At 59.8% G+C, this 15,372-nt stretch carries 16 protein-coding genes; 2 read left to right on the top strand and 14 right to left on the bottom strand.

What is annotated here, in order from left to right; all coding sequences use genetic code 11:
* Nucleotides 1–71 precede the first annotated feature (71 nt).
* Both pdeM and AC1965_RS04620 read left to right on the top strand, forming a co-directional pair.
* Nucleotides 72–743: a ligase-associated DNA damage response endonuclease PdeM gene (gene pdeM, locus AC1965_RS04625; RefSeq protein ID WP_483886121.1), complete on the top strand. Its 672-nt coding sequence runs from the start codon at nucleotides 72–74 to the stop codon at nucleotides 741–743.
* Entirely contained in the window at nucleotides 743–1,165 is a 423-nt protein-coding gene (locus AC1965_RS04620; protein ID WP_483886120.1) for a PaaI family thioesterase, read from the top strand. The genes pdeM and AC1965_RS04620 overlap by 1 nt, the downstream gene beginning before the upstream one ends.
* On the opposite strand, the gene folD is transcribed toward AC1965_RS04620, so the two are convergent.
* The 14 genes from folD to ruvB all read right to left on the bottom strand — a co-directional run bounded on the left by folD (nucleotide 1,162) and on the right by ruvB (nucleotide 15,342).
* A complete protein-coding gene (folD, locus tag AC1965_RS04615; RefSeq protein ID WP_483886119.1) occupies nucleotides 1,162–2,052 on the bottom strand; it encodes a bifunctional methylenetetrahydrofolate dehydrogenase/methenyltetrahydrofolate cyclohydrolase FolD in 891 nt (296 codons plus the stop codon). The two genes, AC1965_RS04620 and folD, sit on opposite strands and share 4 nt — an antisense overlap.
* Nucleotides 2,053–2,152: 100 nt before the next feature.
* Nucleotides 2,153–3,829, bottom strand: coding sequence for a formate--tetrahydrofolate ligase (locus AC1965_RS04610; RefSeq protein ID WP_483886118.1), 1,677 nt, complete (start codon nucleotides 3,827–3,829; stop codon nucleotides 2,153–2,155).
* A 158-nt stretch (nucleotides 3,830–3,987) separates the two neighbouring features.
* Nucleotides 3,988–4,569, bottom strand: coding sequence for an MOSC domain-containing protein (locus AC1965_RS04605; protein WP_483886117.1), 582 nt, complete (start codon nucleotides 4,567–4,569; stop codon nucleotides 3,988–3,990).
* A 116-nt stretch (nucleotides 4,570–4,685) separates the two neighbouring features.
* Nucleotides 4,686–6,602 carry an ATP-dependent zinc metalloprotease FtsH gene (gene ftsH / locus AC1965_RS04600; protein ID WP_483886116.1) on the bottom strand — a complete coding sequence of 639 codons (1,917 nt, stop codon included), beginning with the start codon at nucleotides 6,600–6,602 and terminating at the stop codon, nucleotides 4,686–4,688.
* A gap of 104 nt (nucleotides 6,603–6,706) precedes the next feature.
* Nucleotides 6,707–7,990 (bottom strand): tRNA lysidine(34) synthetase TilS, encoded by a 1,284-nt coding sequence (tilS, locus tag AC1965_RS04595; RefSeq protein WP_483886115.1) that lies wholly within the window; start codon nucleotides 7,988–7,990, stop codon nucleotides 6,707–6,709.
* Nucleotides 7,991–7,996: 6 nt separating this feature from the next.
* On the bottom strand, nucleotides 7,997–8,827 hold the full coding sequence (gene ybgF, locus AC1965_RS04590; RefSeq protein WP_483886114.1) for a tol-pal system protein YbgF: 831 nt from the start codon (nucleotides 8,825–8,827) through the stop codon (nucleotides 7,997–7,999).
* Between the two features lie 12 nt (nucleotides 8,828–8,839).
* Nucleotides 8,840–9,364 (bottom strand): peptidoglycan-associated lipoprotein Pal, encoded by a 525-nt coding sequence (gene pal, locus AC1965_RS04585; protein ID WP_483886113.1) that lies wholly within the window; start codon nucleotides 9,362–9,364, stop codon nucleotides 8,840–8,842.
* A 91-nt stretch (nucleotides 9,365–9,455) separates the two neighbouring features.
* Nucleotides 9,456–10,799: a Tol-Pal system beta propeller repeat protein TolB gene (gene tolB, locus AC1965_RS04580; protein ID WP_483886112.1), complete on the bottom strand. Its 1,344-nt coding sequence runs from the start codon at nucleotides 10,797–10,799 to the stop codon at nucleotides 9,456–9,458.
* A 1-nt stretch (nucleotide 10,800) separates the two neighbouring features.
* Nucleotides 10,801–11,973 (bottom strand): energy transducer TonB, encoded by a 1,173-nt coding sequence (locus tag AC1965_RS04575; protein WP_483886111.1) that lies wholly within the window; start codon nucleotides 11,971–11,973, stop codon nucleotides 10,801–10,803.
* A gap of 3 nt (nucleotides 11,974–11,976) precedes the next feature.
* Entirely contained in the window at nucleotides 11,977–12,450 is a 474-nt protein-coding gene (gene tolR, locus AC1965_RS04570) for a protein TolR (RefSeq protein ID WP_483886110.1), read from the bottom strand.
* Nucleotides 12,451–12,453: 3 nt separating this feature from the next.
* Nucleotides 12,454–13,149 carry a protein TolQ gene (tolQ, locus tag AC1965_RS04565; RefSeq protein WP_483886109.1) on the bottom strand — a complete coding sequence of 232 codons (696 nt, stop codon included), beginning with the start codon at nucleotides 13,147–13,149 and terminating at the stop codon, nucleotides 12,454–12,456.
* A 120-nt stretch (nucleotides 13,150–13,269) separates the two neighbouring features.
* Nucleotides 13,270–13,665, bottom strand: coding sequence for a YbgC/FadM family acyl-CoA thioesterase (locus AC1965_RS04560; protein WP_483886108.1), 396 nt, complete (start codon nucleotides 13,663–13,665; stop codon nucleotides 13,270–13,272).
* The gene (locus tag AC1965_RS04555; protein WP_483886107.1) at nucleotides 13,665–14,294 is read right to left on the bottom strand and encodes a hypothetical protein; all 630 of its coding nucleotides are present in this window, start codon (nucleotides 14,292–14,294) and stop codon (nucleotides 13,665–13,667) included. Before AC1965_RS04555 ends, AC1965_RS04560 begins: the two co-directional genes overlap by 1 nt.
* 28 nt (nucleotides 14,295–14,322) lie before the next feature.
* Nucleotides 14,323–15,342, bottom strand: coding sequence for a Holliday junction branch migration DNA helicase RuvB (gene ruvB, locus AC1965_RS04550; RefSeq protein ID WP_483886106.1), 1,020 nt, complete (start codon nucleotides 15,340–15,342; stop codon nucleotides 14,323–14,325).
* Nucleotides 15,343–15,372 lie beyond the last annotated feature (30 nt).

The following is a 15,372-nucleotide window of genomic DNA, read 5'->3' as shown; positions in this document are numbered from 1 at the left end:
TCGATTTCCGCAGCCGCGCCACTGGCGTTTGCCCCCTTGCCAAATCAGCTGCAAATGCTGATGAACAAAATATGAACGGATACGATTTCACGCTCGCGGGGGCGCAGCTAACCGCGCTTGGCTCTGGCGCGCTCTGGTGGCCGGAACACGCATTGCTTTGCGTCAGTGACCTGCATCTGGGCAAGTCTGAACGCATCGCGCGACGTGGCGGCACTATACTGCCCCCCTATGACAGCCGCGATACACTGACGCGTCTCGCCGCCGATCTGGCATTGACCCACGCGCGCAACGTGATCTGCCTCGGCGACAGTTTCGACGATCTCGGTGCCGCAGACGCCCTCCCCGAGAAGGAACGGCTGTGGATCATCGGCCTGCAGGCCGGGCGGCGCTGGGTCTGGATCGAGGGCAACCATGATCCGGGCCCGGTCGCCCTTGGCGGATCGCATCTGGCCGAACTGCCGCGGGCGCCGCTGACATTTCGCCACATCGCCCAGCCGGGCAGCCGTGGCGAGGTATCGGGACATTACCACCCCAAGGCCAGCATCAGTGCCAGAGGCCGCAGCATCACCCGGCCTGCATTTCTTTATGACAACGACCGGCTAATCCTGCCGGCTTACGGCACCTACACAGGCGGGCTGCGCAGCCGGTCCTCAACCCTCACATCGCTGATGCGCGCCGAAGCCTGCGCCATCCTGACCGGCCCGCGCCCCGTGGCCATACCCATGCCAAGAGAGACCCCCTGATGGACGATGCTGCACGCACCCGTATTCACACCAGTTTTTCCAATCAGACGATGATGACTACCCTGGGCGCCGAATTGATCGAAGTCGCTCCGGGCTTGATCCGCATCAGCGCGCCTGTCTTACCCGGCGCGCGACAGCAACAGGGTTTTGGTCACGCGGGGCTTACCTTTTCGATCGGCGACAGTGCCGCTGGCTATGCCGCGCTGAGCCTTCTGCCACAAGACCTTGATATCGTTACCGCCGAGATCAAGATCAACCTGCTGGCGCCTGCGCGTGGTGACCGGCTCATTGCCACGGGGCGCGTCATTAAGTCGGGCAAGCGGCTATGTGTCGTCACAGCCGAGGTTCATGCCGAGGATCAGGGCACATCTACCCTGATCGCCATTTTGCAAGGCACCATGGCGCCCGTTCCCCTAGTCTAAGCGGTCAGCCCCTCGGGCTCCGCCAAGCCGTTGGCGCGACAACAGGCGGTGACGGTGTTGGCCAAGAGGCAGGCAATCGTCATCGGCCCCACCCCACCCGGCACTGGCGTAATTGCCCCTGCCCGCGCAGCACAGCTGTCGAAATCCACATCGCCGACCAGTTTATTCGCGCCGTCGCGTTCAATGCGGTTGATCCCGACGTCGATCACGGTCGCGCCCTCCTTGATCCAGTCACCCGGCACCATCTGGGGTCGCCCAACGGCGGCCACCACGATATCGGCACGGCGCACGACATCGGGTAGGTCCTTGGTACGGCTATGCGCAATTGTAACCGTACAACTGTCACCCAACAGCAGCTGCGCCATCGGCTTGCCCACGATATTTGAGCGCCCGATCACCACCGCGTTCATGCCCGAGAGCGATCCATGATGTTCGCGCAGCATCATCAGACAGCCCAGCGGCGTGCAGGGCACCATCGACTTTTGCCCCGTTCCCAGCAGCCCAACGTTGGAGATATGAAACCCGTCGACGTCTTTGGCCGGGCTGATTGAGTTGATTACCAGATCTTCGTCAAGATGATCAGGCAAGGGCAGCTGCACCAGAATACCATGAATTTCAGCATCATTGTTCAACTGGTCGATCAGCGCCAGAAGATCAGCTTCGGCAGTATCGACGCTGAGTTTATGTTCAACCGACTTCATGCCGACCTCGACGGTCATCTTACCTTTGGAGCGCACGTAGACCTGACTGGCAGGGTCTTCACCGACCAATACCACCGCCAGCCCCGGCGTGATGCCGTGATCAGCCTTAAGCTTTGCGACATGTTCCCCAACCTTAGCGCGCACTTTCGCCGCAAAGGCTTTGCCGTCAATGATCGTTGCTGTCATCCGAATTTCCTATCTCTTGAAATGGCAAAGGTGCGTGGAGACCACGCACCCTACCGGTATCAATATCTACAGTAGGTTGCGTGGTCTCACGCCGCAGGATTTAGAACAAGCCTTCGACGTCGCCATCGGCGTTAAGCTTGATGTTTTCCGCAGATGGCACCCGTGGCAGGCCCGGCATTGTCATGATCTCACCGCAGATCACCACCACGAAACCGGCACCGGCAGACAGACGCACTTCGCGCACCGGCACACTGAAACCGGTAGGCGCGCCGCGGCGGTCCGGGTCGGTGGTAAAGCTGTATTGCGTCTTGGCCATACAGACGGGCAGATGGCCATATCCCTGCTCTTCCCAGTCTTTCAGTTGATTGCGGATCTTTTGATCGGCCAAAACTTCGTCGGCGCGGTAGATGCGCTTGGCGATGGTTTCGATCTTTTTGAAAAGCGGCATGTCATCAGGATAGATCGGCGCGAAATTGGCGCTGTCACCATCAGCAATTTCGGCCACGCGGGTCGCCAGATCGGCAGCCCCTTCGGACCCCAATTCCCAATGGCGCGACAGGATCGCCTCGGAACCTTGGCTGGCCACGTAATCCTTGACGGCTTGCACTTCGGCGTCGGTGTCGGTGACGAAGTGGTTGATCGCAACCACGACCGGCACGCCAAAAGATTTCATATTTTCGATGTGACGACCAAGGTTTGCACAGCCTTTTTTCACCGCATCGACATTCTCGGTGCCCAGGTCGGCCTTGGCGATGCCGCCGTTCATCTTCATTGCGCGCACAGTCGCGACCACCACCACGCAGGATGGGGACAGACCGGCCTTGCGGCATTTGATGTTCATGAACTTCTCGGCACCGAGATCGGCGCCAAAGCCTGCTTCGGTCACCACGTAATCTGCCAGTTTCAACGCCGTGGTGGTCGCAATGACAGAGTTACAGCCATGCGCGATATTGGCAAACGGGCCGCCATGCACAAAGGCTGGGTTATTTTCTAGCGTCTGCACCAGATTAGGCTGCATAGCGTCTTTCAGCAGAACCGTCATTGCACCGTCGGCTTTGATATCGCGGGCAAAGACAGGGGTGCGGTCGCGGCGGTAGGCCACGATCATGTCGCCCAGACGCTGCTGCAAGTCGTCAAGGTTGCGTGCCAGACATAGGATCGCCATGACCTCGGAAGCGACAGTAATATCAAACCCGGTCTCACGCGGGAAACCGTTTGACACCCCCCCCAGCGACGCAGTGATCTGGCGCAGGGCACGGTCGTTCATGTCGACAACACGGCGCCACACGACGCGGCGGGTGTCGATGTCCAACTCATTGCCCCAGTAGATGTGGTTGTCGATCATCGCGCTCAGCAACGAATGCGCCGAGGTGATGGCGTGGAAGTCGCCTGTGAAGTGCAGGTTCATCTCTTCCATTGGCACGATTTGCGCGTAGCCACCGCCTGCGGCACCGCCCTTCATCCCAAAGTTCGGGCCAAGCGATGCTTCGCGAATACACACTGCAGCTTTCTTGCCGATGCGGTTCAGACCGTCGCCCAGACCAACAGTTGTGGTTGTCTTGCCTTCGCCTGCGGGCGTTGGGTTGATCGCGGTGACGAGGATCAGCTTGCCGTCTTTTCGGTCCTGTACGGAGTTGATGAACGACTGGCTGACCTTGGCCTTGTCATGGCCATAGGGCAAAAGATCATCGCTGGTGATACCCAGCTTTTCGCCAATCTCCTGGATTGGACGTTTGGATGCTTCGCGTGCGATTTGAATGTCGGTCTTGAAAGCCATGAGAATCCCCTGTTGCCGTCTGTCGGCCATGTTGCTTGCCCCGTCATACATGTGCAAGGCCAGTACCCGAGGTCGCGTTTCCGACATTTCCAACGCTCGATGCGGCGCAGGTAGGAACCGGAAATCTCTTTCCGAAAACTCGTGGCGCGCCAAGCCGCCTAGAGGTGGCGCCAGGCAGGCTGGTTCGGCACAAAGAGCCGCATCTCGTCACCGACGCGCAACATCCCCTCGCGTTCCACCCAGGCGGTGACACCCCGCTTGCGCCGCGCCGCCGACTTGAACGCCTTACCATGACCGGGGGCATCATTTTCGATCTCTCGGGCAGGCAGGTTGCAGGGGCCGTTTTCGACATCAACGACCACGGTGGTCCCGTCAGCGTTTTGCAGGCGCGATCCGGGCGGCACGAGCGTGAAATCGGGTATCCCTTCGATCACGATCGATGCACCCAGCAGGATCGGGTCAAGGGTCTCCACACCGATATCTGCTGCAACCTGGCGCATCTCTTCGGCTGACAGGATCGAAAGCTGTCGGGTATTCCGGATTTCGGTGCCTTTGGGATACAGGTTTTTAACACGCACGCAGGACTCTCGCGTTAGCCCGCCGTGAAAATCCGCCTCGAACCCTGCAAAACTGGCGAAGGCCGATGTGATCGAAGCAGAGCGGATATTTTCCCGTTTCAAAGGGACGCTTCCGAGCCAGGTGATCGTGCCCGTGAAATCAGTAGATCGAAATTCAGCCATCGTTGCTTCCTCGTCATCGTTGTCGGTGCAGTTAAGGCAGGCCCGCCCCCGAAAGAAAAGGCCCCGCTAAAGCAGGGCCTGATGATATTTTGTGCCGTTACGATCACATTGCGCGATCAGATCGAAGGTTCTGGCTCCAACCCGCCACCTTTGGGCGGGGTCTTTTTGCCTTTAGCCTTAGGCACGGCTGTCACGCTCGGCGCGCTCCCGGAATCAGACTTGTCTTCGCCCGGATCTTCGGCCGGAGGCAACCCGTCCATCACACGTTTGATCTCGTCACCAGTCAGCGTTTCATACTCAAGCAAACCCTGGGCCAGCCGCTCAAACTCGACATTCTTTTCGTCGATGATCTTTGCAGCATGTTCATAGCCATCCTGAATGAACTTCTGAACTTCTTTTTCAACCAATTCCTTGGTGCTGGCCGACACAGAGAACCCGCCTGTGCTGCCCTGATAACCTTGAGCAGCCTCGGAATAGTCGATGTTGCCGACCTTGTCAGACATGCCCCATTGCAGCACCATCGCACGGGCCAGCGCACTGGCCTGTTGGATGTCACCGGCCGGGCCATTGGACACGGAATCGGGGCCATATTTATGGACCTCAGCCGCCTTGCCCGCCATCGCCATGGCCAAACGCTGGTGGCATTCGTCCTTGAACATGTTCAGCCGGTCAATCTCGGGCAGGCTCATCACCATGCCGAGCGCCCCACCGCGCGGGATGATCGTGGCCTTATAGACCGGATCACATTTTGGCAGGGACATCCCCACCAGCGCATGTCCCGCCTCGTGATAGGCTGTCATCTCTTTCTGTTCGGCCGTCATCACCATGGAGCGGCGCTCGGGCCCCATCATAACTTTGTCTTTGGCCTGTTCGAAATCAATCATCGTCACAAAACGGCGTCCGACACGCGCAGCCGTCAAGGCCGCTTCGTTCACGAGGTTAGCCAGATCAGCGCCCGAGAAACCGGGCGTGCCGCGCGCGATGATGCGCAGGTCAACATCGGGGCCAAGCGGTGTCTTGCGCGCGTGCACGCCCAAGATCTTCTCGCGGCCTTTGATGTCTGGATTTGGTACTGTCACCTGACGGTCAAATCGACCGGGGCGCAGCAACGCAGGGTCCAGAACGTCGCGGCGGTTGGTCGCGGCAAGGATAATGACGCCTTCGTTGGCTTCAAAACCGTCCATTTCGACCAGCAACTGGTTCAGCGTCTGTTCACGTTCGTCATTGCCACCGCCATAGCCGGCGCCACGGTGGCGACCGACGGCATCAATTTCGTCAATAAACACGATACAAGGTGCGTTTTTCTTGGCCTGTTCAAACATGTCGCGCACACGGCTTGCGCCGACACCGACAAACATCTCAACAAAGTCAGAACCGGAGATGGTAAAGAACGGCACGCCCGCCTCGCCTGCGATAGCACGCGCCAGCAGCGTTTTACCCGTACCCGGAGGGCCCACAAGCAGCGCCCCTTTGGGGATTTTACCGCCAAGACGCGAGAATTTCTGCGGGTTGCGCAGGAATTCCACGATCTCTTCCAACTCTTCCTTGGCTTCATCAATGCCTGCGACGTCATCAAAGGTCACGCGGCCCTGCTTTTCGGTCAGCATCTTGGCCTTCGACTTGCCAAAGCCCATGGCCCCGCCCTTGCCGCCGCCCTGCATGCGGTTCATGAAATAAATCCAAACCCCGATCAGCAGCGCGATGGGCAGCAGCGACATCAAGAAAGTTTGAAAACCCGACTGCTGCTGTGGACGCACTTTTACAGCAACATCATTGTCGATCAGCAGCGTTGTCAACTCGGCGTCGTCCGGTTTAACGGCAACGTAATCGGCCCCATCAGTCTTGCGGAACCGCACCTGTTCGCCATCCAGCGTAACATTGCGAACCTCGCCCTGTTTGATCGACTTCACAAACTCGGAATAGCTGATTTCGTTGTTCTGTAGCGACCCACCAGAGCCGCTGAACAGATTGAACAGCGCCAAAACCAGCAGCAGCAAGACAACCCAAAACGCTAGGTTACGTACATTGCCCAAGGACATTCTCCTAAATCTAGAAAGCCGCAGGCAAGGCCCGCAGCCGATGGGGCGCACCCTAACCGGGCCACCGCCCCATTAAGATAGACATGATGCGCCCATGTTCAATGCGATAATATCGCAGCAAAGAAGGTCTCTTCACCGCCGTCGACTTGCACATGCCACTTCTCGCCGTGCCCGGCAAGGGGCGCAGCCAGTACAACGTCACCCTGCCAGATCGCAGGCGACGATAAAAGCATTGTATGGGGCCGCCCCGTTGACCGCCAGTCGGGGCATTGTTTCAGCCCCTCGCTGCCCAAGACACGCACCGTGACATCCTGCTGCAGCATAGCGTCGGGTTCATCGCGGCGCAACACGCGCCAGCGGCCGTCCCACAGGCAATCGAGGCCGCCCTTTAGGTCACGCACGGCGTTGAGTTCACGGAATACCCAGATGCGGCCGTTGACGCGCCGCGCGTGACAGCCATCAAGGGTCGCTGCTTCGCCACGGCGCAGGGCCAAGATCATATCGGCCACGGCCCGACGGCGGGGCGGATAGCTGCTGCCACTGACCCAGTTTAGCGCATGGATAAACAGCCGACGCTGGATTTCGTCAGGCAAGATGCGCAGCCCCCGATCGTCGATAACCACCGCGCCGCCATCAATCTTCACAATTTCCCGGGCAGCCAGAAAACTCTGCCAGTCCAGTGCGGTACGCGCCTGCGCCATATTCGCCGCAACCTCGGCCAGACCCGATGCGTCGATGCCAAGAGGGCCAAGCACATCTAGCGCCTGACGCGCACGAATACGGTCATATGTTGGATCTTCATTGCTGGGGTCATCGCACCAGTCGATGCCTTGGTCAGCGAGAAATGTTCGCAGATCCGCGCGCATCGCCCCCAGCAACGGCCGCAAAAGGGTGATACCGTTGCGCGGGCTGCGTCGGGCCATCCCCGACAGACCGTCAACGCCCGACTGCCGCGCCAGCCGCATCAGCAGCGTCTCTGCCTGATCATCAGCCGTATGTCCCAGCGCCACCGTTTTGAGGTCACGCGTGCTTGCCCAGTCTGCAATCAGCTCATAGCGGGCCTTGCGTGCCGCGTTCTGCAAATTGCCCTGACCATCCCACCCGCGCCAGTGCAGCGTATCATGTGGGATATTGAGCCGAGCGCATTGATCTGCGACAAATTCAGCTTCTTTCGCGGCCTCTGGACGTAACCCATGATTTACGGTGACCGCGCGCAGCTGGCAGTCGTTTGGTGCACAAAATTTATGCAGCAGATGCAGTAAGGCGATAGAATCGCCGCCCCCCGACACCGCCACACCCAGCACATCAGGCGGGTGCGACACAAAAGCTTCAGCAATCTGGCGCTTTAGCCGGTCAAGGGTGCTATCAGCTGAGCCAGCCATCCAAACTCAGGAACAGGCCAGACTTTGGCGCTGGCTCTCTGCTTGGGCAACGATGGCGTTGGCAGGGAACCGCACAGCCACTTCGCCGAGGGTGACGCAGGCCTCTTGGGTCTGGCCCAAGACACCCAACGCCCGGCCAAGCTCGAACAAAGCTTGTGGGGCCACCGGACCAACCGGGTCACTGCTGAAGCTGGCAAGAAAGGCGCGCGCAGCCTCGCGGGTGTCGCCCATGCCGTTCAAGGCTTCACCGCGTCGCAGTTCCGCCTCGGCGGCTAGCGGACCGCCGGGGTAGGTCTGATTGAAGGTCGCAAAGAGGTCTGCGGCGCTGCGAAAGTCACTGGATGCGAGCGCCTCCTGCGCCCGCTTGAAGTCAGCCTCTTCGCTGACCGCCAGTTCAGACTGGTTGGTCGGCGTGGCCGGGGCCGTGATCGGTGCAGCAACAGACGTCTGGTCGCCGCCACCCAGCGTCGAGGTTGTGCCAAGTGTTGAAACATCGCCGCCTTCAAGTTCGACCAAACGGTATTCCAGATCGCCGATGCGGTTGGTGCCATCGGCAACGACCCGGTTGATCCGGTTCTCCAACTCCTCACTTTTCGACGTCAGGCGCTGAAGCTCGCTTTCCATTGTGTTGACCCGTTCGAGCACCGATCCGCCGGTAGCTTCGACCGTGGCCCCGCCCGTCGTCGACAGCTCGCGCCGCAGCTTTTGCACTTCGACGTTGAGGATTGTCAGTTGCTGACGGATATCCGCCAGCGTCTGATCATCTTGCGCCAAGACGGCACCGGGGCTGGCGAGCAGCCCCAGAACCATCACAAAAACGAACCGTTTAAACACCATGGTTTTCACCCTTTAGCTGGTCAAACCACCGGCAAGCACCGTCACGGCGCGCCGGTTCTTGGCATAACAGGATTCTTCGGAACAAATCTCGATTGGGCGTTCCTTACCGTAGCTGATGGTCTTGAGGCGTGCGGCAGGCACCCCCTGCGACAGCAGATACTCACGCACCGCATTGGCGCGACGTCCCCCCAGCGCAATGTTGTATTCGCGGGTGCCTTGTTCATCGGCGTGACCTTCGATCACGGCCTGATAATCGGAATTGGTCAACAGCCAGCCCGCCTGCCCGTTCAGGGTGGCACGGCCGGTTTCGGTCAGCGTGGACTGGTCGACCTCGAACAGGACACGATCGCCGATGGCCTGCTGGAAATACGCGGTTGAAGTCGGATCACTTGCGCTACCCGGTACGATGCCGCCCGCCCCCACGCCGGCGCCCGCGCCTGCATTCACGCCGTCACCGGCGCCGAAACGATTGGGGTTGGTACAGGCCGACACGGCGAGCGCCGCAACCAGAATAGTGCTTGTCAGAATACGTTTCATTGCTACTGCCTCTCAGATGGTGGCGTTTCTTATGTGCGTTCTTTACCACAGGCCTGTGACGTTTGGAAATGTCTCAGACCTGTTATTATGTTTACTTTTGCAAGGGCGACCACGACGGGTCAGACCCACCCTCAGGGGTGCTTATCGGACGCAGGTTGCGGCCCGAAATATCCACGGAATACAGTGACGATGCGCCGCCTGCCCCTTGGGTTTCACGGGCAAACATAATCACACGCCCGTTGGGGGCCCACGTCGGACCTTCGTCCAGAAACGACGCCGTCAGCAGCCGTTCTTCCGATCCATCCAACCGCATAACACCGATGTGAAACCGACCCTTGTTCTGTTTGGTAAAGGCCACCAGATCGCCACGCGGCGACCATACCGGCGTGCCATAACGCCCTTCTCCAAAGGAAATTCTAGTCGCTTCGCCGCCGGTTGCAGGCATGACGTACAACTGCTGGCTGCCGGAACGGTCGCTTTCAAACACAATGCGGCTGCCGTCTGGCGAATAGCTGGGCGCAGTTTCAATGGCCGGCGTATTCGTCAAGCGCACAGACTGCCCGGATGCAATATCCATGGAGTAGATGTCGGTATTACCCCCTTGCGACAGCGAATAAACCACCGTCTGACCGCTGGGCGAAAAGCGCGGTGCAAAGCTCATCGTGCCTTCGGCGCTTTCCAGCACCCGGCGCTGAACGGTACCGATATCCAGCACATAGATGCGCGGAAATCCGCTTTCGTAGCTGGTGTAAAGCACACGGTCACCCGCGGGCGAGAATCGCGGCGCCAGGACGATGGAACCTGATCCCGTCAGGTACTGCACATTGGCCCCGTCGTAATCCATGATCGCCAGCCGCTTTTGTCGCGCATCCTTAGGTCCGGTTTCCGAAACATAGGCGACCCGGCTGTCGAAATAGCCGCCTTCGCCGGTGATCCGGCTGTAAACTGCATCGGCCACTTTATGTGCCATACGGCGCCAACCATCGACAGTGCCGGAAAACTGCAAACCGCCCTGCCCGTTGGTATCCGTCAATTCGGCGCCGGAAAAGACGTCATAGACGCGGAACTTTACGTTCACCGTGTTGCCGGTGACATTGACAGCGCCGGTCACCAGCGCCTGTGCGTTGATGGCCTTCCAATCTGCGTATTGCACTGGGGCGTTGAAATCGCTGACCGAAGAGATAAACGCACTGGCCGGAATTTCACGGAACAACCCCGTACCAACCAAATCGTCTGACACCACACGCGCCAGATCGACCGCCATCTGCCCCGCTTCGCCGGTTTCAGGCTGAAAGCTTGGCACGGCAAAGGGCAGCGGTTCGATCGTCGGATCGTCAATCACGATCCGCAGCGGCTCTGCCCGCGCGGTGGGCGCGGTCATCATCAGCGCCGTGGCCGCACAAACGGCCAGCAGTCCCAGAATTCGTGTCATCATGTTATCGGCTCCTCGTTGGATCGAATGTCATCTCGATGTCTTGCCATTGGCTATATTTCTCCTGCGGCAGGGAATAGCCCTTGCCGCCACAGCGAATAATTGCGCGCTTAGCCGCCTCAAACGCCTGTTTCGCAGCAGCGTCAGAACCGCCGGTCGCGCTTAGAAGCTTGATCGAACCGGCAACCGGGGTCCCGTCACTGTTCATGTTCACGCCCACAATGATTGTAGTGCGCGAGGCGTCGGTGGACAGGGCCCCAATGTTCCAGCACGCAGAGACCGCAACGCGCAGTGCCTCGCGTTCCCCCGATGACAGCGGCGGACCGCTTGGAACCGGCGCCTCGTTCACTGCGCCTGCCAATGCCTCACTGAGGGCGTCATTGATGGCGCCACTGTCCGCGGTCGCTGGTTCAGCAGGCTTCGGCGTTGGCGTCTCGGCGGGCGCCTCAGCAGGTTTCTCTGTAGGTTTGGCCGCAGGGGTCTCTGTCGGCTTTGCAGCTGGCTTTTCTGCAACCACAGTCGGCTTGGGCGCTGCGGGGCGCTTGCCCGGCGGGCGCGGCGACGCTTTCGGGGCCTTGTCGGCCTCGGTTACGATTTCAGTTGTACTGTCCTCGGGCGTTTGTGCCGCTTGTGGCTCTTCAACCACAGTTTCGCCTTCGGCATCGGGGGCCACGGCAGGCTGCTCTTCGGTGTCGGGTTTGACCTCGGGTTCCGGCTGCACAACGGGTTCAGGGGCCACGCGGGGCACCGGGCGGGGGATTGGGCGCGGTGCGACCTCGGGGACCAGCACGGCGGTATCGCCTACCGGTTCGTTTAGCTCCGGCGGCGTATCTTCGACCTCGGTCTGCGGCGGCAATGTCTGCTCTGTCACCTCGGGCGGCGTATCTTCCGGCGGGGTTTCAGTCTGCACAGGTTCCGGCTGCTCGATGACCGCATCCGGCTCTGGCGTCACCTCTGGTACGTCGGGGGTCGCTTCGGGGGGGGTGGGTTGCGCCACCTCGCTGGTCGAAGCAGGCGGCTGCTGCGCCGCCACGAGGGCGGCGTATTGTTCGCTGGAGATGACAGACACTTCGGTCATCTCAACCGGCAAATGATCGGGCTTAAAAATACCGCCAAACAACAGCCAGCCGATCAGGGCCAGATGGCCCGCACCCGATATGTAATGCCCTGTATCCACGGCTCAGCCACCCGACGTGTCGCGGCCATCCAGCGCCGGGCCGCCGATGTCGGTCACCAGACCAATGTTGGAAAAACCGCCCTTGTTCAACGCGCCCATGACTTCCATGACAACGGCATAGGGTACTTTGCCATCTGCACGCAGATAGACGCGATCGCTGGCACGTTCCGCCGCTATCGCAAGCAGCTTGGTCACCAATTGGTCACGCGGGGTGTCTGTGGTCTGGATCTGAATAGTGCCATCGACGCTGACGGTCACGGTCAGCGGCTCTTCCGGCTCTGACGGCAAGGCGCTGGCCGCAGTCTTGGGCAGTTCAACGGGCACACCCACGGTCAACAGCGGCGCTGCCACCATAAAGATGATCAGCAAGACCAGCATCACGTCTACAAAAGGTGTGACGTTGATTTCAGCCATTGGCTGGCTGCGGCCGCGTCTGCGCCCTCGCCCGCCTTGTTTCTTGATTACACCTGCGCCCATGGGTCAGCTGTCCAACTGGCGGCTGAGGATGGTGGCAAACTCATCTGAAAACGCCTCATAGCTGCCGAGGATGCGGTCACTGTCGGCGCTGTATTTGTTGTAAAAGATAACCGCCGGGATCGCGGCCATCAGGCCCATACCGGTGGCCAGCAGCGCCTCTGCGATACCGGGCGCCACAACAGCAAGGTTTGTATTCTGCTGCGCCGCAATCTCGATAAAGGCGTTCATGATGCCGAACACCGTGCCGAACAGGCCCACAAAAGGCGCGGTGGAACCGACGGTGGCGAGGACCGGCAGGCCCTTTTGAAGCCGCTCGGCTTCCTTGGCAATCGCCACATCCATGCTGCGGTCAATGCGCGCTGTCGCGCCAGGGATCAGACCGCCGTCCTCGCGGTGCGACCGCCGCCATTCCGACATGCCGGACGCAAAAATCTTTTCGGCTGGCCCCTCAGGATCGGCCCCAATGGTGTCAAACAGCCCGTCCAGCGGTTCGCCTGACCAGAACGCCTGATCGAACTGCGTCGCCTCGGCGCGTGCCTTGCGGTATTGAATGTATTTCTGAACGATGATCGACCAGGACCAGAATGAGGCCCCGATCAACATTATCATCACCAATTTTACGGTCAGTGTTGCCTTCGCGAACAACCCCCACATGGAGAAATCAATCCCCTGCGCCAATGCCAGCGTCTCTGCTTCCATCTAAATATGCTCTTTTTCTGCTGCCCTTTACGGGGCGATCTGCCTCAAAGGCCTTGTTTTCCAAGGCTCCATTTGGGGCAAAACTATCTGACTGCAACTGGGATTGCTAGGATTATGGTATCAATCCGCCAGATCATCGCCACTTAAGCGAAGTTTCGCTGGCAAACGCATAGGTTTACCAGCTGTGGACATGCAAACTGCTGTCACCTTGGCGCGAAAAATCAGCTGGTCGTCGCGGTAAACGTCTTGATTAAAGACCCAGCGCACTGCGCCGGTCGCCGCGTGAGTCGTGCGTACCTCCAGCCGGTCGCCAAATCGCGCCACGCCAAGATAATCCGCCTCAACCCGCGTCACAGCAAAGACGATACCCGTCTCGCGCATCGCACGCTGATCAAGCCCCAACTGTTCCACGATGTCCGACCGCGCCCGTTCGATGTAACGCAGGTAATTGGCGTAATAGACAATGCCCGCCATATCGGTGTCTTCGTAAAAGATGCGAACCGGAAACTTATGCATTACCCACGCACCGCAACCCGCGCCGCCAAACGCAAGGCATGGGCGGCGTCATTGGCCGCAGGCGGCATCACCGGGTCATAGGCAGCGCGGATCAGATCAGCGACTTCAGGCCGCAACACCAAGGTATCATCGGCCAGCGCCAGCGGCGATTGCTCTTTAAACGCCGCATCTGACCACAGCAAAATCACCTGTACGGCCTGACTTAACGCCAGAACCTGCGCCGACATATCGCGCAACGCATCATCCATACGCAAAAATACGAAACAGGCCTTGATCGCGCCTTGCGCGTCAAAGCGGAAAAACCGGTATTGGTTGGCCCCTGCCGTCTCCAGCCGATCGACCAAGGGGCCCAATTCCGGCACCAGCTTGTCCATGCCCGGCACCTCGGGCAATTCCGACCATTCGGAAAAAAAGAACATCATCAGGTTGCTGCCAAGCTCGGCGTCCATCTCGGCCAATTCATGCCCGGCCAAGTTCACGACGGCCTCAAGCGCGCCTTTGACCACTGGCAGCGCATCATCTTCGATACCAAAGACCACCGGTGCAATTGGCCGCCCCCAACGTGCAAAGGCAAACTGCCCGTCGCGGCGGGTAAACAAGGTTTCTATCTGCTCTGCGTCCATCTTCATCTTGCCAAATAAACTCAATTTTGACCCATCAACCAAACAGATCGTTTTGCCCCTTGGGCGCGGAAAGCCCCAGATGGGTCCAGGCCTTGGCCGCCAACATCCGCCCGCGCGGGGTGCGCTGGATCAGCCCCTGCTGCAACAAAAACGGCTCGATCACCTCTTCCAATGCATCCCGGCTCTCGCTCAGCGCCGCTGATAACGTCTCGATCCCCACTGGGCCACCCTGATAATTTTCGGCAATCAACGCCAGGTACCGCCGGTCCGCCCCATCAAGGCCCAGATGATCGACGCCTAGGCGGGTCAACGCCATATCCGCCAAGTCCCGCGTCACCCGGCCATCGCCCTCAACCACCGCAAAATCCACCACGCGGCGCAACAGCCGCCCCGCAATACGAGGCGTGCCACGGGCGCGCCGCGCGATCTCGCGTGCGCCGCCCTCATCTGCGGGCGCGCCCAGTTTGCGCGCGTTGCGATCCACGATGATAAACAGCTCGTCCTCGGTATAGAACTGCAACCGGGTGGGAATGCCAAAACGATCGCGCAGCGGTGTGGTCAGCAACCCCATCCGCGTCGTCGCCCCAACCAGGGTGAAGGGCTGAAGCTCAATGCGCACCGTGCGCGCCGCTGGCCCTTCGCCAATCACCAGATCAAGCTCGAAATCCTCCAAGGCGGGATACAGCACTTCTTCCACCGCCGGGTTCAGCCGATGAATTTCGTCGATGAACAAAACATCTCGCGCCTCAAGGTTGGTCAGGATCGCGGCCAGATCACCCGCCTTGGCCAATACCGGCCCCGAGGTCATGCGAAAGCCGACCCCCAGTTCGCGTGACATGATCTGCGCCAGCGTCGTCTTGCCCAATCCGGGCGGGCCATGAAACAGTGTGTGGTCCATCGCCTCGCCACGTTGCTTGGCAGACTGGATGAACACCGCCAGATTTGCCCGCGCCTCTGCCTGACCGACAAATTCCGACAGCATCTGCGGTCGCAAGGCGCGGTCAAAATCTTCGGGCAGCGGGTCGGGCCGCAAGGTGGGGTCTATATCAGTCATGTCGTCCCGTTATGCCGGAGGGTTGATCGT

Source organism: Sulfitobacter sp. KMM 9851 (genome assembly GCF_057178245.1).
This window is presented reverse-complemented; position numbering and strand designations above follow the sequence as displayed.